This window comes from Aliihoeflea sp. 40Bstr573 (assembly GCF_024105655.1).
Lineage (GTDB): Bacteria > Pseudomonadota > Alphaproteobacteria > Rhizobiales > Rhizobiaceae > Aliihoeflea.
In genome coordinates this window covers 146,992-169,694 of sequence record NZ_JAAAMH010000001.1, presented here as the reverse complement: position 1 = coordinate 169,694, position 22,703 = coordinate 146,992, and the positions used below count along the sequence as shown (strand labels likewise).

Annotated in this window: 23 protein-coding genes; 4 read left to right on the top strand and 19 right to left on the bottom strand. The window is 62.9% G+C overall.

What is annotated here, in order from left to right; genetic code table 11:
- The 3 genes from GTK01_RS00810 to GTK01_RS00800 all read right to left on the bottom strand — a co-directional run bounded on the left by GTK01_RS00810 (position 1) and on the right by GTK01_RS00800 (position 2,896).
- A complete protein-coding gene (locus GTK01_RS00810; protein WP_252924379.1) occupies positions 1–1,302 on the bottom strand; it encodes a TRAP transporter large permease subunit in 1,302 nt (433 codons plus the stop codon).
- Complete coding sequence (locus GTK01_RS00805; RefSeq protein ID WP_252923885.1) at positions 1,302–1,805, bottom strand: TRAP transporter small permease; 504 nt, start codon at positions 1,803–1,805, stop codon at positions 1,302–1,304. The genes GTK01_RS00810 and GTK01_RS00805 overlap by 1 nt, the downstream gene beginning before the upstream one ends.
- A 71-nt stretch (positions 1,806–1,876) precedes the next feature.
- The gene (locus GTK01_RS00800) at positions 1,877–2,896 is read right to left on the bottom strand and encodes a TRAP transporter substrate-binding protein (RefSeq protein WP_252923884.1); all 1,020 of its coding nucleotides are present in this window, start codon (positions 2,894–2,896) and stop codon (positions 1,877–1,879) included.
- 224 nt (positions 2,897–3,120) lie between these two features.
- On the opposite strand from GTK01_RS00800, the gene deoC reads away from it, so the two are divergent.
- From deoC to maiA, 4 genes are read left to right on the top strand one after another with little or no spacing between them, the layout of a single operon-like run.
- Positions 3,121–4,137, top strand: coding sequence for a deoxyribose-phosphate aldolase (deoC, locus tag GTK01_RS00795; protein ID WP_252923883.1), 1,017 nt, complete (start codon positions 3,121–3,123; stop codon positions 4,135–4,137).
- Between the two features lie 24 nt (positions 4,138–4,161).
- A complete protein-coding gene (locus GTK01_RS00790; protein ID WP_252923882.1) occupies positions 4,162–6,525 on the top strand; it encodes an aldehyde dehydrogenase family protein in 2,364 nt (787 codons plus the stop codon).
- 16 nt (positions 6,526–6,541) lie between these two features.
- Positions 6,542–7,009 carry a homoprotocatechuate degradation operon regulator HpaR gene (gene hpaR / locus GTK01_RS00785; RefSeq protein WP_252923881.1) on the top strand — a complete coding sequence of 156 codons (468 nt, stop codon included), beginning with the start codon at positions 6,542–6,544 and terminating at the stop codon, positions 7,007–7,009.
- On the top strand, positions 7,006–7,656 hold the full coding sequence (gene maiA / locus GTK01_RS00780) for a maleylacetoacetate isomerase (RefSeq protein WP_252923880.1): 651 nt from the start codon (positions 7,006–7,008) through the stop codon (positions 7,654–7,656). Before hpaR ends, maiA begins: the two co-directional genes overlap by 4 nt.
- 1 nt (position 7,657) lies before the next feature.
- Here maiA and GTK01_RS00775 read toward each other — a convergent pair whose 3' ends face one another.
- From GTK01_RS00775 to nuoH, 16 genes are all read right to left on the bottom strand, one after another.
- Positions 7,658–7,798 carry a hypothetical protein gene (locus tag GTK01_RS00775; RefSeq protein WP_252923879.1) on the bottom strand — a complete coding sequence of 47 codons (141 nt, stop codon included), beginning with the start codon at positions 7,796–7,798 and terminating at the stop codon, positions 7,658–7,660.
- A 101-nt stretch (positions 7,799–7,899) separates the two neighbouring features.
- Positions 7,900–8,589, bottom strand: coding sequence for an ABC transporter ATP-binding protein (locus GTK01_RS00770; RefSeq protein ID WP_252923878.1), 690 nt, complete (start codon positions 8,587–8,589; stop codon positions 7,900–7,902).
- Positions 8,589–9,869 (bottom strand): lipoprotein-releasing ABC transporter permease subunit, encoded by a 1,281-nt coding sequence (locus tag GTK01_RS00765; protein WP_252923877.1) that lies wholly within the window; start codon positions 9,867–9,869, stop codon positions 8,589–8,591. The genes GTK01_RS00770 and GTK01_RS00765 overlap by 1 nt, the downstream gene beginning before the upstream one ends.
- On the bottom strand, positions 9,866–11,194 hold the full coding sequence (gene proS, locus GTK01_RS00760; RefSeq protein ID WP_252923875.1) for a proline--tRNA ligase: 1,329 nt from the start codon (positions 11,192–11,194) through the stop codon (positions 9,866–9,868). Before proS ends, GTK01_RS00765 begins: the two co-directional genes overlap by 4 nt.
- A gap of 450 nt (positions 11,195–11,644) precedes the next feature.
- The gene (locus tag GTK01_RS00755; protein WP_252923873.1) at positions 11,645–11,911 is read right to left on the bottom strand and encodes a DUF1467 family protein; all 267 of its coding nucleotides are present in this window, start codon (positions 11,909–11,911) and stop codon (positions 11,645–11,647) included.
- A 99-nt stretch (positions 11,912–12,010) separates the two neighbouring features.
- A complete protein-coding gene (gene mce, locus GTK01_RS00750; protein WP_252923871.1) occupies positions 12,011–12,415 on the bottom strand; it encodes a methylmalonyl-CoA epimerase in 405 nt (134 codons plus the stop codon).
- A gap of 11 nt (positions 12,416–12,426) precedes the next feature.
- Positions 12,427–14,097 (bottom strand): ribonuclease J, encoded by a 1,671-nt coding sequence (locus GTK01_RS00745; protein ID WP_252923869.1) that lies wholly within the window; start codon positions 14,095–14,097, stop codon positions 12,427–12,429.
- Positions 14,097–14,939, bottom strand: a complete 843-nt coding sequence (locus GTK01_RS00740) for a biotin--[acetyl-CoA-carboxylase] ligase (RefSeq protein ID WP_252923867.1) — start codon at positions 14,937–14,939, stop codon at positions 14,097–14,099. Before GTK01_RS00740 ends, GTK01_RS00745 begins: the two co-directional genes overlap by 1 nt.
- Positions 14,940–14,943: 4 nt before the next feature.
- Entirely contained in the window at positions 14,944–16,380 is a 1,437-nt protein-coding gene (nuoN, locus tag GTK01_RS00735; RefSeq protein WP_252923865.1) for an NADH-quinone oxidoreductase subunit NuoN, read from the bottom strand.
- A 15-nt stretch (positions 16,381–16,395) separates the two neighbouring features.
- On the bottom strand, positions 16,396–17,925 hold the full coding sequence (locus GTK01_RS00730) for an NADH-quinone oxidoreductase subunit M (RefSeq protein ID WP_252923863.1): 1,530 nt from the start codon (positions 17,923–17,925) through the stop codon (positions 16,396–16,398).
- Complete coding sequence (gene nuoL, locus GTK01_RS00725; protein ID WP_252923861.1) at positions 17,925–19,910, bottom strand: NADH-quinone oxidoreductase subunit L; 1,986 nt, start codon at positions 19,908–19,910, stop codon at positions 17,925–17,927. The genes GTK01_RS00730 and nuoL overlap by 1 nt, the downstream gene beginning before the upstream one ends.
- 7 nt (positions 19,911–19,917) lie before the next feature.
- Positions 19,918–20,226, bottom strand: a complete 309-nt coding sequence (gene nuoK, locus GTK01_RS00720; protein ID WP_252923859.1) for an NADH-quinone oxidoreductase subunit NuoK — start codon at positions 20,224–20,226, stop codon at positions 19,918–19,920.
- Complete coding sequence (locus tag GTK01_RS00715; RefSeq protein ID WP_252923857.1) at positions 20,226–20,846, bottom strand: NADH-quinone oxidoreductase subunit J; 621 nt, start codon at positions 20,844–20,846, stop codon at positions 20,226–20,228. The genes nuoK and GTK01_RS00715 overlap by 1 nt, the downstream gene beginning before the upstream one ends.
- Positions 20,847–20,961: 115 nt before the next feature.
- Entirely contained in the window at positions 20,962–21,453 is a 492-nt protein-coding gene (gene nuoI, locus GTK01_RS00710) for an NADH-quinone oxidoreductase subunit NuoI (protein ID WP_252923854.1), read from the bottom strand.
- A gap of 2 nt (positions 21,454–21,455) precedes the next feature.
- Positions 21,456–21,647 (bottom strand): hypothetical protein, encoded by a 192-nt coding sequence (locus tag GTK01_RS00705; protein ID WP_024585835.1) that lies wholly within the window; start codon positions 21,645–21,647, stop codon positions 21,456–21,458.
- Positions 21,644–22,693, bottom strand: coding sequence for an NADH-quinone oxidoreductase subunit NuoH (gene nuoH / locus GTK01_RS00700; RefSeq protein ID WP_252923852.1), 1,050 nt, complete (start codon positions 22,691–22,693; stop codon positions 21,644–21,646). The genes GTK01_RS00705 and nuoH overlap by 4 nt, the downstream gene beginning before the upstream one ends.
- Positions 22,694–22,703: the final 10 nt, after the last annotated feature.

Genomic DNA, 22,703 nt, shown 5'->3' with positions numbered 1-22,703 from the left:
TTACCGCATCGTTTGGGGCAGGAAGAGCACGATTGCCGGGAAGGCGAGGATCAATGCAAGCCGGACGAGGTCCGTCATGACGAAAGGCATCACGCCGGCAAATATCTTCTGCAGCGGCACGTCTTTGGCCATAGAGTTGATGACGAAGACGTTCATCCCGATCGGCGGGGTGATCAGGCCGAGCTCCACCGTCATGACGATGACGACGCCGAACCAGATCGGATCGAAGCCGAGCGCCATGATGACCGGGTAGAGGATCGGGATCATCAGGATGATCATCGCCATCGCGTCGAGGATGCAGCCGAGGGCGATCATGAAGAGAAGTATCAGCAGCAGCGTCGGATAGGGCCCGAGTTCAAGCGACAGCAGGAAGCTCGTGACCTTCTGCGGCGTCTGGGTGATCGTCAGGAAGTAGCCGAAGATGATCGCGCCGATCAGGATCTTGAAGATGCCGGCGGTCACCTGCATGCTTTCCCGAAGGCAATCGAAGAGCTTCTTCATCGAGAGCCGGCGCCGCAGAACCGATATGATGATTGCACCGGCCGCGCCCATGCCGGCCGCTTCCGACGGCGTGAATACGCCGCCATAGATGCCGCCGATGATGAAGACGAAAAGCAGCATTATCGCCCAGACGCCGCGCAGCGCCGCGAGCCGCTCGCCCCAGCTGACCGGCTCCTGCACCGGGATCTGCAATCCGCGCACGCGAATATAGACCTGCACCGTGACGAGGTACATCAACATCGCCAGAACGCCCGGGACGAGGCCGGCGATAAAGAGCTGGCCAATGTCCTGTTCGGTCATGACGCCATAGATCGCGAGCACGATCGAGGGGGGTATGAGAATCCCGAGCGTCCCACCCGCCGCAATCGAGCCCGTCGCAAGCGTATCGGGATAGCCATAGCGCTTCATTTCCGGCAGGGCGACCTTGGCCATGGTCGCGGCAGTTGCCACCGAGGAGCCGCAGATCGCCGAAAAGCCGCCACAGGCGGTGATCGTCGCCATCGCCAGACCGCCCTTGCGATGGCCGAGGAAGGAGTTTGCCGCGCGGTAGAGTTCGCCGCTCATGCCGGATGCGGACGCCACCGCCCCCATCAGGATGAACATGGGAATGAGACCGAGCGAATAGTCGGTCACCGTGCGTATCGGAGAGATCGCGAGAAGATTGAGCGCCGGGTCCCAGGCCGCCAGCAGGCCAAAGCCCGCGACGCCGACCAAGCCCATTGCGACGCCGATCGGGACGCGCAGGATCAGTAGGACAAAAAGAGTGACGAAGCCGCCGGCGGCGACGAAGTTGGTCGATATCATTGGGAGCCAGCCGGGTCGGAGACGGGGGTGGTGAAGCCCCGCAAGATGCGGGCGATGAGAACGAGCAGGCAAAGGCCGATACCGAGCCAGGCGATACCGTAGAATGGCCAGATCGGGATCGCGAGCTCGAAAGTCGTCTGGCCCGACTGTCGAACCCGGCCAACCTGCCAGAACAGCATCCACGCCATGGCGGCGATGAAGATGGCAAAGACGATGTCCGAAAAAACATCCAGCACGCGCCGTCCGGCCGGTGGCAGGATCTGCCAGAAGAGATCGACCTGGATGTGGTCCTTGCGGTAGGCGGCCGCCGCAATACCCCAGAAAATCGCAACGCCCAGAAGCAGGCGGCTGACATCGAAGGAGCCGGGAAAAGGCATCTGCAACACGTAGCGCATCACCACGGCCGCAAAGGTCAAAAGCGTGATGACCGCCAAAAAGACGGCCGCTGCGCCATCGACCAATTGAACGACGCGCCGAAGCAGGCCTTGGCCCTCAGTCATCGATCCCGCCTCCTCGCGCGGTTAGCCGGCCGATCCGCAACATCCGGATCGACCGCTGGTTCATTCGGTGGTCAGTAGGCCGCGTCGTGCTCTTCCAGCTTGTCGACAAGTCCCTGGAAGACGGCGTCGGCGTCGTGGCCGGCTCCGGTCACCGCCTGTGCCCAGCTATCCTTCATAGGGGCTGCCGCCTCGCGCCACTGAGCGACCTCCTCGTCCGTCGGCGCATAGGCCTCATGGCCTTCCATGGAGACCAGAGTCTCGCGCCCCGAATCCTCGTCGTTGGCCCATCCGGTTGCGACGCGCTCGGCCCATTCGCTCGTGCAGTGATCGTCGATCACCTGGCGTTGGGCTTCCGACATGCCTTCGTAGCGTGCCTTGTTCATCGCCCATGCGAAGGTCGTCGCGTAAAGCGGCAGGTCGAGGTGGTAGGTCGCGACGTCCTCGATGCCGAAGATCAGGATCGAGTTCCACGGAAACGAAATGGCGTCGGCAACACCGCGCTCCAATGCGTCGCGCGATTCCGGCGCCGAGACCTGGAAGTTCTGGCCCCCGAGCGCCGAAACGAAAGCGGCCATGGTGGCATGTGCGGGACGCACGTTCATACCATTCACATCCGCAGGGACCTTGATCGGCTCGCGGGAATGGAACGTACCGGGCGAATGGAAATGGACAAGGCAGACCTTGACGTCGGCCATCTCCTGTTCGGCATATTCGCGATACCATGCGTCGAGCGCCGCGGAGCCGCCGGTCGCATTCGATACCAGGAAGGGCAGTTCGCCGGCCGCGATGATCGGGAAGCGACCCGGTTGATAGCCCGGATTGACGAACGCGATGTCAGCGATGCCGTCGCGCGCCATGTCGTAGTGGTCGCCGGCCTGGCCGAGCTGTCGTGCGGGATAGAGCGTGATCGTGATCGAGCCCCCGGACGCCTCCTTGATGGATTCGATCCATTCGGTCATCCCGGTCACGTGCAACGGATGCTGCGGCGGTACCCAATGGGCAAAGCGAAGCTCGACGGGCGCGTCCTGTGCCAGGACCGACGTGGACATGAGCGCGGCGATAGCAGCAGCGGCAAGAAATTTCTTTGACATGGGTTCCTCCTCCCGTTGTCATTCACACGGTGCGGACATTCCTCCCATCCGACCGATGCGTAGGCAAGCCTATAACGAGGCTGGCGCCCGTGGCAACCACCTTGTTTGTTCCCAAACTATTATGGCGCAAAACAATCTCGCGGCAGCGTATTCCCGTCCCGCATTCCACTTGCCTGCGTTTCGTGCGATATCGTGCGGACAAGACGAACTGGAAAACAAGAACGATGACGGCAAAGCTTCAAGCCGCCACCTTGCACCACCTTCCCACGGCGGGCGCGGCCAGCGACGGGCTGAAGCGCAATCCCGGCCAACCCCTCGACCTCGGCTGGCTGGAAGCGATGCGTCACGTCAACAAGAGTGCGCTTGAGCGCCGCGCGCAGACCATGACGAAGCGCCGCTCTATCAAAGCCGACAATCAGGCGGCCTGGCTGCTGAAATCCATATCACTGATGGACCTGACAACGCTGTCGAGCGACGATACGCCGGATCGCGTGAAACGGCTCTGCGCCAAGGCGCTCAACCCGCTGCGCGCAGATCTCGTTGCGGGCCTCGGCCTGACCGAGCGGCCGATCCGGCCGGCGGCTGTCTGCGTCTATCATCCTTTCGTCGCGACCGCGGTTGAAGCGCTCGAGGGGAGCGGCATCCACGTCGCGGCCGTCTCGACAGCGTTCCCGCACGGACTTGCCCCGCTCGAGACCAGGCTTGCCGAAGTCCGCGCATCGGTCGCCGCAGGCGCAGACGAGATCGACATCGTGATCCCGCGCGGGCTCGTCTTCGGCGCGCGCTGGCAGGAACTCTACGACGAGATCACCGCCTTCCGCGAAGCCTGCGGCGAGGCGCATCTGAAGGTCATCCTCGGAACGGGCGACCTTGCAACGCTGCGCAACGTCATGCTCGCCTCGATGGTGGCAATGATGGCCGGCGCCGATTTCATCAAGACCTCGACCGGCAAGGAAAGCATCAATGCGACGCTTCCCGTCGGCCTCGTCATGGTCCGCGCGATCCGCGAATATTTCGAGCGCACGGGCCTTTTCATCGGCTTCAAGCCGGCCGGTGGCATTTCGACCGCGAAAGCCTCGCTCGACTGGCTCGTCCTGATGCGCGAGGAACTCGGCCGGCGCTGGCTCGAGCCCGATCTCTTCAGATTTGGCGCATCGAGCCTCCTGACAGACATCGAGCGGCAGCTCGAGCACCATCTGACCGGCCGCTATTCGGCCGCCCACCGTCACGCCATGGCCTGACGGAAGAAACCGGAACCGACTGACGTGAACATTCTGGAACGTTACGACGCCATGGAATATGGCCCCGCCCCCGAATCCCGTTCGGAAGCAGATCGCTGGCTGGCCGCACGGGATTTTTCCGCCTCGCTCTTTATCAATGGCGAATGGAGGAAGCCGGCCTCGGGCAAGACCTTCGAGAGCCGCGATCCGGCCTCGGGCAGGCTGCTCGCAACGCTCGGCGAGGCCGGCGCCGCCGATATCGACGCCGCCGTCGCGGCCGCCCGCAAGGCGCTACCCAAGTGGCAGGCGCTGTCGGGCTATGAGCGCGCGCGCCATCTTTATGCCATCGGCCGGGCCATGCAGCGCCATGCGCGCCTGTTCGCCGTGCTGGAGTCAATCGACAACGGCAAGCCGATCCGCGAAAGCCGTGACATCGACGTGCCGCTTGCGATCCGCCATTTCATCCACCATGCCGGCTGGGCGCAGTCGCTCGACAAGGAATTTCCCGGCCACAAGGCCGTCGGCGTGGCGGGCCAGATCATTCCCTGGAATTTCCCGCTGCTGATGCTCGCCTGGAAGATCGCGCCGGCGCTTGCAGCCGGCTGTACCGTCGTCCTGAAGCCGGCCGAGTTCACGCCGCTGACCGCAATCCTCTTTGCCGAGATCTGCGCCCGAGCGGGCCTGCCCAAGGGCGTCGTCAACATCGTCCAGGGCGGCCCCGAGGCAGGCGCGGCCATCGTCGATCATGCCGACATCGATAAGGTCGCCTTCACCGGCTCGTCAGAGGTCGGCAAGATCATCCGCAGGTCGACCGCTGGAACGGGCAAGAAGCTGTCGCTCGAACTGGGCGGCAAATCGGGCTTCATCGTCTTTGAGGATGCCGATCTCGATTCCGCCGTCGAAGGCCTCGTCGACGGGATCTGGTTCAACCAGGGCCAGGTCTGCTGCGCGGGCTCACGCCTTCTCGTTCAGGAAGGCATCGCCGAGCGCTTCGTAGAGAAGGTCAAGGCGCGCATGGGCAAGCTTCGCCTTGGCGACCCTCTCGATAAGAACACCGATATCGGCCCGCTCGTCGACAAAACGCAGCTCGAACGCGTGCGTCGCCTCGTCGCGCAGGGTGCGGCCGAGGGAGCAGTCTGCTGGCAGCCGGACTGCGCGGTCCCGACGGAAGGCCACTACCACCTGCCACTCCTCGCGACCAATCTCGCACCGGCCAACGTTCTGGCCCAGGAAGAGGTGTTCGGTCCGGTCCTCGCCGCGATGACGTTCCGCACGACCGACGAAGCGGTCTCGATCGCGAACAACACCCGCTACGGCCTCGCCGCCTCGATCTGGAGCGAGAACATCAATCTCGCGCTCGACGCCGCGCCCAAGCTCAAGGCCGGCGTCGTCTGGATCAATGGCACCAACATGTTCGACGCCGCATGCGGCTTCGGGGGCTACCGCGAAAGCGGTTTCGGACGCGAAGGCGGGCGGGAGGGCCTTGCCGAGTATCTTTCTGCGCCGATGCCCCGCGCCGCCGATCTCGCGCCCGCCAACGCGATCGAGCCGACTTCAGGGTCCGATGGCATTGGCATCGATCGCACGGCCAAGCTCTATATCGGCGGCAAGCAGGTTCGGCCGGACGGCGCCTATTCAATGCCGATCGTCGGCGCCAAGGGCCGCCTGGCCGGCGAAGTCGGCGTCGGCAGCCGCAAGGACATCCGCGACGCCGTCTCCGCTGCGCACGGCGCCAGGGGCTGGGCGTCCGCCACCGGCTACAACCGTGCGCAGGTGCTTTACTTCTTCGCCGAGAACCTCGACGCCCGTGCCGAGGAATTTGCCGCTCGCATTGCCGATCTCACCGGCGCGTCGGCCCATGCATCCCGCGCGGAGGTCGATCTTTCCGTCGAGCGCCTGTTTGCGCTTGCCGGCCTGGCCGACAAATATGAGGGCCGTGTTCACCAGCCCCCTGCCCGCGCGGTCACGCTTGCCCTCCACGAGCCGGTCGGCGTCATCGGCGTCGTCGCTTCCGACGAGCAGCCGCTTCTCGGTCTCATCTCGCTGATCGCTCCGGCGCTTGCCATGGGCAACTGCGTCGTTGCAGTGCCATCGGCCCGGCATGCGCTTGTTGCGACGGATCTGTACCAGGTCATGGAGACATCCGATCTCCCGGCCGGCGCGGTCAACATCGTCACAGGAACGGCCCGTGATCTCGCCAAAGTCCTTGCCATGCACGACGACGTCGACGGGCTCTGGGTCGTCGCCGACAAGGATACCTGCCGCACCGCCGAAGCCGAATCTGCCGGCAATCTCAAGCGCGTGTGGACGTCGAACGGGAAGGCCGTCGACTGGACCGTTCAGCCGCACGATCTCCTCTTGCCACGGGCTATCGAGGTGAAGAATGTCTGGGTACCCTATGGCGACTAGAATCGGGGGACGCGGGATGGGTGAACCGAACGACGTTCTGGAAGACACGCTCTTGCCGCGTGACACGTCACGCTCGCTGCCATTGTCGCTTCTGCGCGCGCGCGAAGCCGTCATGGTGCGCTTTCGCCCGCTGCTCGCCATGCACGATCTGACCGAACAGCAGTGGCGCGTCATCCGCATTCTCGCGGAAACGAGCCCGCTCGACGCGACCGAAGTGGCGGAGCGCGCCTGCGTCCTGGCGCCGAGCCTCACCCGCATCATCAAGTCGCTCGAGGAGCGGGGCATCATTCGGCGCGAGCGCGACCATGCCGATGCGCGCCGTTCGCTCCTCAGCCTCGATGAAACCGGCTTCGAGCTGATCCGGGCCGTGACGCCGCAGAGCATCGCAATCTATTCCGTCCTCGAGGCGCGCTACGGACGCGAGAAGACCGAGCACCTCATCGACTTGCTCAATGAGTTGGCAGCGATGAAGGACGGCGCATGAGCCGGGTCGTCCTGCACAACTACTTCCGCTCCTCGACTTCCTATCGGGTCCGCATCGCCCTTAACCTCAAGGGCGTCGATTACGACTACGTCGCGCACCACTTGCGCCACGGTGAGCATCGGGACCCCGCCTACCTTGCGGTGAACCCGCAAGGGCTCGTGCCGGCGCTGGTCTGGTCGAACGGGACAATCGTCACGCAATCGCTGGCGATATGCGAATTCCTGGACGAGATGATCCCCGAGCCGCCGCTGCTTCCCGCCGAACCTGGCGACCGGGCCCGGGTTCGGGCAATAGCGCAGATGATTGCTTGCGAAATCCATCCGGTGAACAATCTGCGCGTTCTCAACACGCTGCGCTCGCGCTACGGTGCCGACGATGCGGGCGTTGCCGACTGGTTTCGCCAGTGGGTCCACGAGACGTTCGTTCCGCTTGAAGCCATGCTGGCAACCCATCCGCAGACAGGTCGCTTCTGCCACGGCGAGACACCCGGCCTTGCCGACATCTGCCTCGTCGCCCAGGTCGCGAACAATGCCCGGTTCAACGTCGACATGTCGCCCTATCCGACGATCTCGCGGATTCGTGACGCCTGCATGGAGCTTTCCGCATTCGCCGACGCGTCGCCCGCACGTCAACCCGACGCCGAATAACTCAGTTAGTGGAATTTTCGGCTATCGGCGGATTGATCAGCGAGAGCCTTGCCTGGGGTTCTGCCTGCACGTTTCCGAAAAAGTAGAACGAACCCACCACGAGCGCGCAAATCAGCGTGGTCGATAAAAACCTGCCTGCCATTTTCTTATTTCCTGCGTGGCGCCGAGGCGCCGTCCCTACGCAGGAAAAACCCTGAGCGCCGCGGATCGTTCCCGCACGGCGCACTTTTTGCGAACGGGCGCTCAGGCCACCATTTCGACGACCTTGCCTTCGGAAAGCGTCACGCGTCGGTCCATGCGCGCTGCAAGTTCGTGGTTGTGGGTCGCGATCAGGGCGGACAGGCCGGATTGGCGCACCAGCGCTTCGAGCGCGTCGAAGACGTAGCCGGCCGTCGCTGGGTCGAGATTGCCTGTCGGCTCGTCAGCGAGCAGGAGCCGGGGCGCGTTGGCGACCGCACGCGCGATCGCGACGCGCTGCTGTTCGCCGCCCGAAAGCTCGGACGGCCGGTGCGTGCTCCGATGGCCGATCTTCATGTAATCGAGCAGCTGCGCCGCGCGTTCGGAGGCCTCCTTGCTCGAAAGTCCGCGCACGAGTTGCGGCATCATGATGTTCTCGAGCGCCGAGAACTCCGGCAGGAGATGGTGGAACTGGTAGACGAAGCCGATCTCGTTGCGCCGGATCGCCGTTCGGTCATCATCCGACATCTGGCCGCATTCCTGGCCGTTCAGCACCACCTCGCCGCCGTTAGGGCGCTCGAGGAGGCCGGCGGTATGGAGAAGCGTCGACTTGCCTGCGCCGGACGGCGCGACGAGGGCGACCATCTCGCCCTGCGCGATCGCAAAGTCCGCCCCCTTCAAGATGACGAGCTTGCCGGCGGCATCCTCGTAGAAGCGTTCGACGCCCTTGAGCTTCAATACGGTCTTGGCCGCCATTATTCGTACCTCAGCGCATCGACGGGATCGAGCTTGGCGGCCCGCCATGCCGGAAAGAGCGTTGCCAGGAATGAGAGGGTTAGGGCCATCAGGACGACGGAAATCGTCTCGGCAATGTCCATACGCGCCGGCAACTGGCTCAGGAAATAGAGTTCGGGATTGAAGATCGTGGTTCCCGACAGCCAGGAAAAGAACTGACGGATCGACTCGACATTGAGGCAGACGATGACGCCGAGGATGACGCCGGCAATGGTTCCCACCACGCCGATCGCAGCGCCTGTCATGAAGAAAATCCGCATCACCGAGCCGCTCGTCGCGCCCATCGTGCGCAGAATCGCGATATCCCGGCCCTTGTCCTTCACCAGCATGAACAGACCGGAGATTATGTTGAGCGCGGCGACAAGCACAATCAGCGTCAGGATCATGAACATCACGTTGCGCTCGACCTGCAGCGCGGAAAAGAACGTCTGATTGCGTTGGCGCCAGTCGGTCAGGAAGACCGGCCGCATCGCGGCGTCCTCGATGGCGGGCCGCAACTCGTCTACCGCGTCCGGATTGTCGACGAAGATTTCGATCGACTGCGCGACGCCGTCCGAGTTGAAGAAGAGCTGCGCCTCCTCGATCGGCATGAACACGACCGAGGCGTCATATTCGGACATGCCGAGCTGGAACACGGCGATCACCGGATAGGACTTGACGCGCGGCGTCGTCCCGAACGGCGTCACGTCGCCGTCGGCGGACGCAAACGTGATCGGATCGCCGACCGACAGGCCGAGCGACTCCGCCATGCGGCTGCCGATCGCAACGCCCTGGTCTCCCGAAAAGCCCTCGAGCGACCCCTGCTGGATGTTGCCGGAAACACTGTCCATCTTGGCCAGATCCTCGGCGCGAACGCCGCGGATGAGCGCGCCCGTACCTGCCGTGCGCCGCCCGGAGGCGAGCACCTGACCGTCCACATGTGGGATCGCATACCGCACCCCGGCAATGCCGTTGAAGCGCGCGGCGATCTCCTCGTAGTCGTCGAGACCGCTCTCGATCGGCTGGACGACCAGATGGCCGTTGATGCCGAGAATGCGGTCGAGAAGCTCAGCCCGAAAGCCGTTCATCACCGCCATGACGATGATCAGCGTAGCCACGCCCAGCATGATGCCGATGAAGGAGATCATCGAGATGACCGAGATCACCGTTTCCTTGCGCTTGGAGCGCAGATAGCGCCACGCGACCATGCGCTCGAAGGCCGAAAACGGCCCGGCGCCCTTCTTCGACACGGCTTCGCTCATGCGGACACTCCCAGTTCGCGCACGACTGCATCGAGGGAAACGGTGCGCCGCTCGCCGGTCTTGCGATTCTTGATCTCGGCCTCGTTCGCGGCCACGCCGCGCGGGCCGACGATCACCTGCCAGGGCAGGCCGATTAGGTCGGCGGTGGCGAACTTGCCGCCGGCGCGGCTGTCCGTGTCGTCGTAAAGCACGTCGCGGCCCGACGCACCGAGTTCGGCATAGAGGCGATCGCAGGCAGCATCGCAAGCTGCGTCGCCCGACTTCATGTTGATCAGACCGACATCGAACGGGGCGACGGCCTGCGGCCAGATGATGCCGTTCTCGTCATGGCTCGCCTCGATGATGCCTGCGACAAGGCGCGACGGGCCGATGCCGTAGGAGCCCATCGAGACGAAATGCTCCTTGCCGTCCGGGCCCTGCACCTTGGCGCCCATGGGCTTGGAATATTTCTCGCCGAAGTGGAAGATGTGCCCGACCTCGATGCCGCGTGCGGCAAGCTTGTCGCCATCGCCGACGGCGCTCCAGACGCTTTCGTCGTGCATCTCCTCGGTCGCCGCATAGGGCGTGGTCCACTCCTGCACGATCGCGGCCATCGCCGCTTCGTCGCGAAAGTCGGTGTCCGCGCCGGGGACGGCAAGGTCGAGATAGGCCTTGTCGCAGAAGACCTGGCTCTCGCCGGTCTCGGCCAGGATGATGAATTCGTGGGAGAGGTCGCCGCCGATCGGACCGGTGTCGGCCCGCATCGGGATCGCCTTCATGCCGACGCGCGTGAAGGTGCGTAAATAAGAGACGAACATGCGATTGTACGCCGCCTTCGCGCCCTCATAGTCGATATCGAAGGAATAGGCGTCCTTCATCAGGAACTCGCGCGAGCGCATGACGCCGAAACGCGGGCGCACTTCGTCGCGGAACTTCCACTGAATGTGGTAGAGATTGAGCGGCAGGTCCTTGTAGGTCTTGACGTAGGAGCGGAAGATTTCCGTCACCATCTCCTCGTTTGTCGGGCCGTAGAGAAGGTCGCGGTTCTGGCGGTCCTTGATGCGCAGCATCTCCTTGCCGTAGTCGTCATAGCGGCCGCTTTCGCGCCACAACTCGGCAGACTGGATGGTCGGCATGAGGATCTCGTGGGCACCCGCCCGATCCTGTTCCTCGCGGATGATGCGGTTGACCTTGTCGAGAACGCGCTTGCCCAGCGGCAACCAGGTGAACGAGCCCTGCCCCTGTTGCCGGATCATGCCAGCACGCAGCATCAGCCGGTGCGAAACGATTTCGGCCTCGCGGGGATTTTCTTTCAGGATGGGAAGAAAGTACTGCGACAAACGCATCAAGGACGTCCATTGAGTAGAGAAAGGCGCGGAATCAAACGGCTCGGCTAAGCCGCGATTGCCCGCGCTTCATAGCTATTTCAAGGCCCCTTGAAAACCCAGCGCATGGCGCGACGCGTCGCCGCCCAACGATTGCTGGACAGGCGACAACCGATTGCCGGATAATTGTGCATTGCAGCACAAAATACGGGCTACGACGCGAAAATTAAGGTGACAGCGGTGCGACGATTGGTCTAGTCTCACCACCATAACAGAGAAAGCGAGCACAGCATTCTCGCTTTCCTACGCGGTCAAAGTCTTGGGAGGATGCGATCCTGGCGCGATAAACCCGCAGCCGCCTGTAATTGGAAATGGATCGGACGCGTTTAAATTTGCAAGGCTTCGTGCCTTGCTTTTTTTTTGGGCATCGAAGTTCATATGGAATACTGGGGCGCCGGTAATGCTAGGCTTTCAGGTCCCCGGTCCAATCCTCGGAATGTCATCGAAGCTCCAACCGAAAACCGACGTGGCGACATAGAACGCACCGTAGATCAGCAGGGAGACAACAGTCGTGCGGATGATGGCCTTTCGCATATGCGAGCCCGACGGCGCACTCGACGTGGTCCCGAGGGTGACATCATCCTCCTCGTCCTGCGTGCGCAGGCCAAAGGGCAGCATGGCGAACAGAACCGTCCACCAGATGATAAAGTAGACCGCAAAGGCGGATACCCAGTTCATGTTTCGTCCTCATGACGGCCTGCGCGCTCGCCGGCCGTTGGCGAACCCCTATCGCAAACGCGGCGGCCCGCAAACGTGTCGGTTGGTCGCGACCGGCGCTCAGACCTGCTCGAGCTCGACCAGCGTCCCCATAAAGTCCTTGGGATGCAGGAAGATCACCGGCTTGCCGTGTGCCCCGATCTTTGGCTCGCCGTCACCGAGAACGCGCGCGCCAGACTCCTTCATTCGGTCACGCGCAGCAATGATGTCATCGACCTCGTAGCAGACATGATGCATGCCACCCGCCGGGTTCTTGTCGATGAAAGTCTGGATGCTTGATCCCTCGCCCAGTGGTTCGAGCAGCTCAATCTTGGTGTTGCCGACATCGACGAAGACCACGGTCACGCCATGCTCAGGCAGTGCCTGCGGCTCGGATACCTTGCCGCCGAGCGTGTCGCGATAGAGCGCCGTCGCGGCCGCAAGATCGGGAACCGCAAGCGCAACGTGGTTCAATCGTCCAAGCATGACCTTTCTCCCTACCGCGTCACAAAAACCGTAACGATCGGCTTCTTGCCCCAGGCATCGTTGGCGGCCGAGCGCACTGCGCGGCGCGCGGCCTCCGACACCATGTCGAGGTCCTTCCGGCGCTGGCGGGGAATGCTTTCCACGGCGCTGATGGCCGCGTCGAGCATGAGATCTTCGAGAAGCTCGCCCTTCGCATCCGTCTCGGCGACGCCGATGGCGACGATGTCGGGCTCGCCCGCCATCTCGTAGCGATCATCTAGGACGACGTTGAGGACGACATGACCTGCAAAAGCGAGCTTTCGCCGGTCGCGCACGCCGACTGCCTGCTCGGAGCCGATGATCCGGCCGTCCTTCATCAGGCGACCGAAAGGCACAGTGCCGACAATCTCGGCGGCTCCAGGCGCAAGACGGATCATGTCGCCATTTCGAACCTGCGCCACCTCCGGGATACCCGCGCTCGCACCCAGCGAGCCTTGCGCTACCAGATGCGCGGCCTCGCCGTGCACCGGCACAAGGATGCGCGGCTTTACCCAGGAATACATCTTGAGAAGCTCGCTGCGGCGCGGATGGCCCGACACATGGACCAGCGCGTCACTGTCCTCGACGATCTTGATTCCCTGCTCGATGAGCTGGTTCTTGATCTCGAGGATCGCCTTCTCGTTGCCGGGAATGACACGCGAGGAAAAAACGACCGTGTCGCCCGCCGTCAGCGCGACATGCTTCATCTCGTCGCGTGCGAGCTTGGCGAGCGCGGCGCGCGGCTCGCCCTGGCTGCCTGTGCACAGCACCACGACATTCTCGCGCGGGATGTAGCCATAGTCCTCCTCCTGGAGGAAGGGTGGCAGGCCATCGAGATAACCGAGTTCCCCGGCGACATCGATCACGCGCTTGAGCGAACGGCCGAGAACCAGCACTTGGCGGCCGGTGTCGCGCGCTGCTTCGGCAATCGAGACGATGCGACCGACATTGGACGAAAAGGTCGTGATCGCCACGCGGCCCGCCGACTTTTCGATGACGCCGCGAATCCCTTCGCTGACCGCCTGTTCGGACGGCGAGTCACCCTCGCGCATGGCGTTGGTCGAATCGCAGATCAGCGCCGTCACGCCCTCCTCGCCAATCTGGCGGAAGCGGTTTTCGTCCGTCATCGGGGGCAGGTTCGGCGCCGGATCGAGCTTCCAATCGCCGGTGTGGATCACCGTGCCGACCGGCGTACGGATCGCGAGCGACACGGGTTCGGGGATCGAGTGCGTCACGGCGACGGCTTCGATCTCGAACGGACCGACCTTGAATCGCTCTCCGGCCTTGTAGATGTTGATCGGAGGCTTCACGCACACATTGTCGGAAATGCGCTTGGCTTCCAGCATCCCGGCGGAGAACGGCGTCATCCAGACCGGCGCCTTCAACTTTGGCCACGTATCGAGCAGCGCGCCGTAATGATCCTCATGAGCGTGTGTTATGACGATGCCGCGCAGCCTGTCGATCTCGCCCTCGATGAAGCGCGTGTCCGGCAGCACCAGATCGACGCCCGGCAACGTGGGGTCAGGGAACGTCACCCCGACATCGACCACCAGCCACTCGCGCTTGTCCGCCGGCCCAAAGCCGTAGAGCGCGAAGTTCATCCCGATTTCACCAACCCCGCCAAGCGGGCAAAAGACGAGTTCGTTCCTGTCGTCCGTGGCCATCAATCTCCTGCTTTCTCGTCCAGACTTGCGGATGCGACGGCGCCGAAATGAACGTCGCCGGCCGCGATCCTGATTGCATTTCCGTCATTTTCCCGGATGACGAACCGGCATTCTTCATCAATCGTTTCGAAACGGCCGCGCACCACGCGGCCTTCCGCGCGCACCGCCACTTCCGATCCGAGACCCGCAGCCTTGGCGAGCCATTTTTCCCGAATGGCGTCAAGGCCGCGCCCCTCGCGCCACAACCGCTCATTGTCGATCCACGCGTCAGACAGCGCGAGAAACAGTACCTGCGCGTCCAAATCTGCACCCATCTCGCGCAGCGACGTGGCCGGATAAGGCACGTCCTGCGGATAGGTTACGACATTGACGCCGATGCCGACCACCAGCGCATAACGCGCGCTATCCAGCATGGCCGATTCGAGAAGGATACCCGAAAGCTTGGCGCCATGCGCGAGGACGTCGTTCGGCCATTTGAGCTCGAAGCGGCCCTTGCCCGACGTCGAACCTCCATCAACGCCGATACCGATCCGCGCTTGCGGCACCACGGCTTCCAGCGCATCCGAAAGGGCGAGACCGGCCACGAAGCCAAGCGCAGCTGCCTGGCCGAGCGGCACGTCCGGGGTCAGGAGAAGCGATGCGGCGAGATTGCCGCGCTGCGTGTGCCAGGGGCGACCACGCCGGCCGCGCCCCGCAACCTGATGATCGGAAACGAACCAAGTGCGCCCGCGCCCGCCGGCTTTCGCCCGCTCGAGCGCTTCCGCATTGGTCGAGCCGACCGTGTCGAAGACTTCCAGACCGTAGCCGGCAGCGAGCGCCGAAGGTGCGAGCGCGAACGCCATACCGTCAGAAGAAGCTGCGCGCGGCGGCCTCGGCCATGGTGCCGATCGGACCGCCGATCAGCACGTAGAAGAGAACGAACGCGCCTGAAGCGCCCAGGACGAGGCGCAGTTCGCCCGCCATCGGCACGAAGCCGCCTGCCGGCTCGTCGAACCACATGATCTTGATGATGCGCAGGTAGTAATAGGCACCGACGACCGAGGCGATGACGCCGATGATCGCGAGCGGATAGAGCTGCGCCTCGATCGCGGCGAGGAAGACGTACCACTTGCCCCAGAAGCCGGCGAGCGGCGGGATGCCGGCGAGTGAGAACATCAGGATCGTCAGGACTGTCGCCATGACCGGATTGGTCGAAGAGAGGCCCGCCAGTTCGTCGATCTGTTCGACATGGCCTTCCTTGCGGCGCATCGCGAGGATGAAGGCAAAGGTGCCTAGCGTCATGGCAAGGTAGATCAGCATGTAGATCGCGACGCCGCGCACACCGGCCTGGCTGTTGGCGGCAAGGCCGACCAGCGCGAACCCCATATGGGCGATGGACGAATAGGCCATCAGGCGTTTGATGTTGCGCTGGCCGATGGCGGCGAAAGCGCCGAGCACCATCGAGGCGATGGAGACGAAGACGATGATCTGCTGCCAGTCCGGCGCAACCGGCTGGAACGCGCCGACCGTGACGCGGACCAGAAGCGCCATGGCGGCAATTTTCGGCGCAGCGGCGAAGAAGGCGGTGACGGGCGTCGGCGCGCCCTCATAGACGTCCGGCGTCCACATGTGGAACGGGACGGCCGAGATCTTGAAAGCAAGGCCGGCCAGCACGAAGACGAGGCCGAAGACGAGGCCGAGCGAGCGCTCGCCGCCCGCAAGCGAAGCCGCGATCTCGGTGAAGCCCGTGTTGCCCGTATAGCCGTAGACGAGCGAGATGCCGTAGAGCAGCATGCCCGAGGACAGCGCGCCGAGGACGAAGTATTTCAGGCCCGCTTCCGTCGAGCGAACATTGTCGCGGTTGAACGCGGCGACGACGTAGAGTGCGAGCGACTGCAGTTCGAGGCCCATATAGAGCGTCAGCATGTCGTTGGCCGACACCATGACCATCATGCCGAGCGTCGCCAGCATGATCAGGACCGGATACTCGAACTTGTCGAACTTCTCCGCCTTGGCGAAGCCCACCGACATCACGAGCGTGACGACAGCGCCGATGATGGTCAGCACTTTCATGAAGCGCGAGAACGGGTCGGCGACGAAGGCGCCGCCGAAACCCTGACCGTAGTCCGAAAAAAGCAGCATCCATGCGCCGACGCCGATAAGCACCGCGACGGCGAGGCCCGTCACCGTCATGTTGGCGCGCGGTCCGGAAAAGACGCCGATCATCAGGAGAACCAGGGCGCCGACCGCCATGATCATCTCCGGCGTGACGAGGGCGAGGCTCTGGGACAGGTCTAGGGTCATGGTCTTTTCCGCGCCTTACTGCTGCGCTGCGGTCTGGAGGCCGGCCGATGCGGCGGCTTCCGCCGCTTCGATCGACTGGTTCACATTGCTGACGAGCGCCTCCACCGAGGCGGCCGTCACGTCGAAGATCGGCGCAGGATAGACGCCAAAGAGGATGACGAGCGCGACCAGCGGATAGATGATCGCCTTCTCGCGGCCCGACAGGTCGAGCATGCTCTTCAGGCTCTCCTTGGTCAGCGCACCGTAAATGACGCGGCGGTAGAGCCAAAGCGCATAGGCCGCCGACAGGATGACGCCGAGCGTGGCAACCAGTGCAACGAGCGTATTCACCTGGAAGACACCGAGCAGCGTCAGGAACTCGCCGACGAAACCGGAGGTGCCCGGCAGGCCGACATTGGCCATCGTCAGGATCAGGAAGACGACGGCGTATTTCGGCATGTTGTTGACGAGGCCGCCGTATGCGGCAATCTCGCGGGTGTGCATGCGGTCATAGACGACGCCGACGCACAGGAACAGCGCGCCCGAGACGAGGCCGTGGCTCAGCATCTGGAAGATACCGCCCTGGATGCCCTCGGGGTTCATCGCGAAGATGCCCATGGTCACGTAGCCCATGTGGGCAACCGACGAATAGGCGATCAGCTTCTTGATGTCTTCCTGCATCAGCGCAACCAGCGAGGTGTAGACGATCGCGATTGCGGAGAGCCAGAAAACCAGCGGCTGGAAGTAGATCGACGCATCCGTGAACATCGGCAGCGAGAAGCGCAGGAAGCCGTAGCCACCCATCTTCAGGAGAACGGCTGCCAGGATCACCGAGCCGGCGGTCGGCGCCTCGACGTGAGCGTCGGGAAGCCAAGTGTGGACCGGCCACATCGGCATTTTCACCGCGAAGGAAGCGAAGAAGGCGAGCCACAGCCATTGCTGCATGCCGACGGGGAAGTCGTGCGTCATCAAGGTCGGGATATCGGTTGTGCCCGCTTCCCAGAACATCGCCATGATTGCGAGCATCATCAGCACGGAGCCGAGAAGCGTGTAGAGGAAGAACTTGAAAGACGCATAGACGCGCCGCTTGCCGCCCCATACGCCGATGATGATGAACATCGGGATCAGCACGGCTTCGAAGAAGACATAGAAAAGCACGAGGTCGAGCGCGCAGAACACGCCGATCATCAGCGTTTCCAGGATCAGAAACGCGATCATGTATTCCTTGACGCGTTTCTCGATCGCCTGCCACGATGCCAAGATGCAGATCGGCATCAGGAAGGTCGTCAGGATGACGAACAGCATGGAAATGCCGTCCACACCCAGATGGTAGGAGATGCCCGAATCCAGCCACTCCACTTTCTCGACCATCTGGAAGCCGGGGTTCGCGTTGTCGAAGCCGAGCCAGATGAAGATCGAGAGCAGGAAGGTGAAGACGGTCGTCAGCAGCGCGACGTTGCGGATGTTGCGGCGCGCGGACGTTCCCTCGTCCCGGATCAGCAGGATCAGGAACGCGCCGACCAGCGGCAGGAAGGTGACCGTGGAAAGAATGGGCCAGTCGGTCATCAGAAGGAACTCCCGAGCATCATCCACGTGACGAGCGCGGCGATGCCAATCAGCATGGCGAAGGCGTAGTGATAGAGGTAGCCGGTCTGCAGCTTGACGACGCGGTTGGTCACGTCGACGACGCGCGCGGAGATGCCGTCAGGGCCTAGCCCATCGATGACTTTCCCATCACCCGTCTTCCACAGAAAGCGGCCGAGACGCATGGCCGGGCGTACGAACAGGAAGTCGTAGAGCTCGTCGAAGTACCACTTGTTCAAGAGGAACTGGTAGAGGCCGTGGTGACGGGCAGCGAGTTGCCGAGGCTTTTCGGGCGAGCGGATATAGAACTCGTAAGCCGTCAGGAACCCCACGATCATCGCAAGGAACGGCGAAGCCTTCACCCAGAACGGGACTTCATGGAACTCGTGGAGAATGTGGTTCTCCTCGGCCATGAAGATCGCGCCCTTCCAGAAGGTGTCGTAGCTGTCGCCGACGAAGAACCCGTAGAACAGGACGCCCGCGAACAGCGCGCCGACAGCGAGGACATAGAGCGGCACCAGCATGACCGGGGGCGACTCGTGCACGTGGTGCATGACGTCCGCGGTCGCCCGCGGCTTGCCGTGGAACGTCATGAAGATCAGGCGCCACGAATAGAAGCTTGTGAACACCGCAGCGATCACCAGCAGCACGAAGGCGGGACCGGCGAACGCGTTGTGGCCGGCGAACGCGCCTTCGACGATCGCATCCTTGGAGAAGAAGCCGGCGGTGCCGATCATGGTCGCGGGAATACCGACGCCCGTCAGCGCGATCGTGCCGATGATCATCATCCAGTAGGTGCGGGGGATAAGGCGGCGCAGCCCCCCCATGCGGCGCATGTCCTGCTCGTCGGAGACGGCGTGGATGACCGAGCCGGAACCCAGGAACAGGAGCGCCTTGAAGAAGGCATGCGTGAAGAGATGAAAGATCGCGGCCGCGTAAAAACCGGTACCGATCGCGACGAACATGTAGCCGAGCTGCGAACAGGTCGAATAGGCGATGACGCGCTTGATGTCGTTCTGGACGAGGCCGACCGTCGCGGCGAAGAACGCCGTTATCGCGCCGATGAAGGTGACGACCAGCAGCGCCGTGTGGCTGAGTTCGAAGATCGGCGACAGACGGGCCAGCATGAACACGCCGGCGGTGACCATCGTCGCGGCATGGATCAGCGCTGAGACCGGCGTCGGGCCTTCCATGGCGTCCGGAAGCCAGGTGTGCAGAGGTACCTGCGCCGACTTGCCCATCGCGCCCATGAAGAGCAGGAGGCAGATGACGGTGACGGCGGCCGTCTGGTCGAGGCCATAGCCGAGAAAGGTCCAGACCGCCTCGCCCGCTTCGGCGCCTTCAGTCGGCGCCATCGTCGCGGCAGTCGCAAAGATCGTGTCGAAATTGACCGACCCGAACAAGACGAACACGCCGAAGATGCCGAGCGCGAAGCCGAAATCGCCGACGCGATTGACCACGAAGGCTTTCATGGCCGCTGCGTTGGCCGACGGCTTTTTGTACCAGAAGCCAATCAGCAAGTAGGAGGCCAGACCCACGCCTTCCCAGCCAAAGAACATCTGGACGAGGTTGTCCGATGTAACCAGCATGAGCATGGCGAAGGTGAAGAGCGAGAGATAGGCGAAGAAGCGCGGCCGATGCGGGTCGTGGTGCATGTAGCCGATCGAATAGATGTGGACGAGCGCCGACACCGTGTTCACCACGACGAGCATTACTGCCGTCAGCGTGTCGATCCGCAGTGCCCAGGAGGCGTCCAGCGAGCCCGATTGGATGAAGCGCAACACCGGCACGGTGAAGCCTTCAGTGTCTCCGAGCGCGACCGAGAAGAACGCGATCCACGACAGCACCGCCGAGATCACCAGGAGACCGGACGTCACATATTCCGACGCCTTGGCACCGATCGCGCGGCCGCCGAGGCCGGCGATCAGGAAGCCGAGAAGCGGAAGAAAGACGATGGCGTGATACATGAGCCCCTCAGCCCTTCATCAGATTGACGTCTTCGACCGCGATCGAGCCGCGGTTGCGGAAGAAGACGACGAGAATTGCAAGACCGATGGCGGCTTCGGCCGCGGCCACGGTCAGGATGAACAGCGCGAACACCTGGCCGACGAGGTCGCCCAGCGCTGCGGAAAACGCCACGAAGTTGATGTTGACGGCGAGCAGGATCAGCTCGACCGACATCAGGATGACGATGACGTTCTTGCGGTTCAGGAAGATGCCGAAGACGCCAAGCGTGAAGAGCAGGGCCGATACCGTCAAATAGTGCGCGATGCCGATTTCCATCAAAGACCCCTGCCCGTTTCAACCTTTTTGATCTCTATCGCGGTTTCCGGCGTGCGGCGGACCTGCGTGGCGATGTCCTGCCGCTTGACGCCCGCCTTGTGGTGCAGCGTCAGGACGATCGCGCCGATCATGGCGACGAGCAGGATCAGGCCGGCGATCTGGAAGAAGTAGATATAGTCCGTATAGAGAATGTCGCCGAGGGCCGCCGTATTGTGGCGCGTCGCCACGTCCGGAATTGGCTGGGCGATCTGCGAGCCGATCTCAGGTGCGAAGGCATAGCCGCCGGCAACAATGATCAGCTCTGCCGCAAGAATGATCCCGACGAGCCCGCCGACCGGCGCATAGTGCAGTGCGCCGCGCTTCAGGCTGGCGAAGTCGACGTCCAGCATCATGACGACGAAAAGGAACAACACCGCCACGGCGCCCACATAAACGATGAGCAGGATCATCGCCAGGAACTCGGCACCCGTCAGCAGGAAGAGCCCGGCCGCGTTGAAGAAGGTCAGGATCAGATAAAGGACGGAATGCACGGGATTGCGGGCGGCAATCACCATGAATGCCGCGCCCACCGCTATGAAGGCGAACACGTAGAAGAAGATCGCCTCTAGTCCTGTCAGCATGGGTTCCCCCGGATTTCATCGAAGGCCGGGGATCATCCCGGCCATTGGCGTCGGCCTGCGTCCGAAGCCGCGTGTCTCTTAGACGCAAGGCGTGCCTGCGTCCACTCTCCAAGCCTCAGCGATACGGCGAGTCGATCGCGATGTTGCGCGCCAGTTCACGCTCCCACCGGTCGCCGTTCGCCAGCAGCTTGTCCTTGTCGTAATAGAGCTCTTCACGGGTCTCCGTGGCGAACTCGAAATTCGGTCCCTCGACGATGGCATCGACCGGGCAGGCTTCCTGGCAAAAGCCGCAATAGATGCACTTCACCATGTCGATGTCGTAGCGCACGGTGCGGCGTGTGCCGTCGTTGCGACGCGGACCGGCCTCGATGGTGATCGCCTGCGCAGGGCAGATCGCCTCGCAAAGCTTGCACGCGATGCAACGCTCCTCGCCATTGGGGTAGCGGCGCAGCGCATGTTCGCCGCGAAAGCGCGCGCTGGTCGGGCCCTTCTCGTGCGGATAGTTCAGTGTGCCCTTCGGCGCAAAGAACTGACGCATCGACAGGAAGAAAGCCTTCACGAACTCCAGCAGGAGCAGCGATTTCGCGGCTTGGGCAAGAGCTGACATATTCAGTCTCCGAACACGTACGGGGCTACGAAGTAGCCGATGACCGGGAGGAGCACCAACTGGGTGAACCCGGCAACATTGAGTGCGGTCTTCGTCTCGGCAAGATCGACGCGGGTCGCCAGAAGCCGCAGGAAGGCGAAATCGACGAGCGCGATTCCCAGTCCCACGAGGCCTCCGATCAGCGCGATGCTCATGCCGCCATCGCTTCCCACAGTTTGATGAAGCTCGCGGTTGCGACCACCATGAAGAGCGAGATCGGCAGGAAGACCTTCCAGCCAAGGCGCATCAACTGGTCGTAGCGGTAGCGCGGCACAAACGCCTTCACCATGGCGAACATGAAGAAGACGAAGCAGACCTTGATCAGGAACCAGATCACGCCCGGCACCCAGGTAAACGGCGCGAAGTCGAAGGGCGGCAGCCATCCACCCAGGAACAGGATGGTCGTCAGCGCGCACATCAGGACGATCGCGACATATTCGCCGAGGAAGAAGAGCAGGAACGGCGTCGAGGAGTATTCGATCATGTGACCAGCGACGAGTTCCGATTCGGCTTCCACCAGATCGAAGGGCGGCCGGTTCGTCTCGGCGAGCGCCGAGATGAAGAAGATCACGAACATCGGAAACAGCACGATGAAGTGCCAGTCGAGGAACGAGCCCGGCAGGCCCAGCATCGTGCCAAGACCGGTCTGCTGTGCCAATACGATGTGGGAAAGGTTCAGCGAGCCGACGAGTAGCAGCACCGTGACGATGACGAAGCCGATCGAGACCTCGTAGGACACCATCTGCGCCGCCGAGCGCAGCGCGCCGAGGAACGGGTATTTCGAGTTCGAGGCCCAGCCGCCCATCAGCACGCCGTAGACCTCCAGCGAGGCAATGGCAAAGACGAAGAGGATACCGACATTGACGTCGGCGATCGCCCAGCCATTGGCGACCGGAATCACCGCCCACGCCGAGATCGCCAAAACCGCCGTCACCAGCGGAGCGAGCAGAAACACGCCTTTGTTGGCGCCGGACGGTATGACCGGCTCCTTGAAGACAAACTTCAACAGGTCGGCGAAAGCCTGCAGCAAGCCCCAGGGGCCAACGACGTTCGGGCCGCGCCGAAGCTGAACAGCCGCCCAGATCTTGCGGTCGGCATAAAGAAGATAGGCGACGAGTATCAGCAGCGTGACGATCAGCACGACCGACTGCAGCAGGATCAACAGCCCGGGTCCGACGTAGGTCGAGAACAAATTATCCATTACCCCTGCC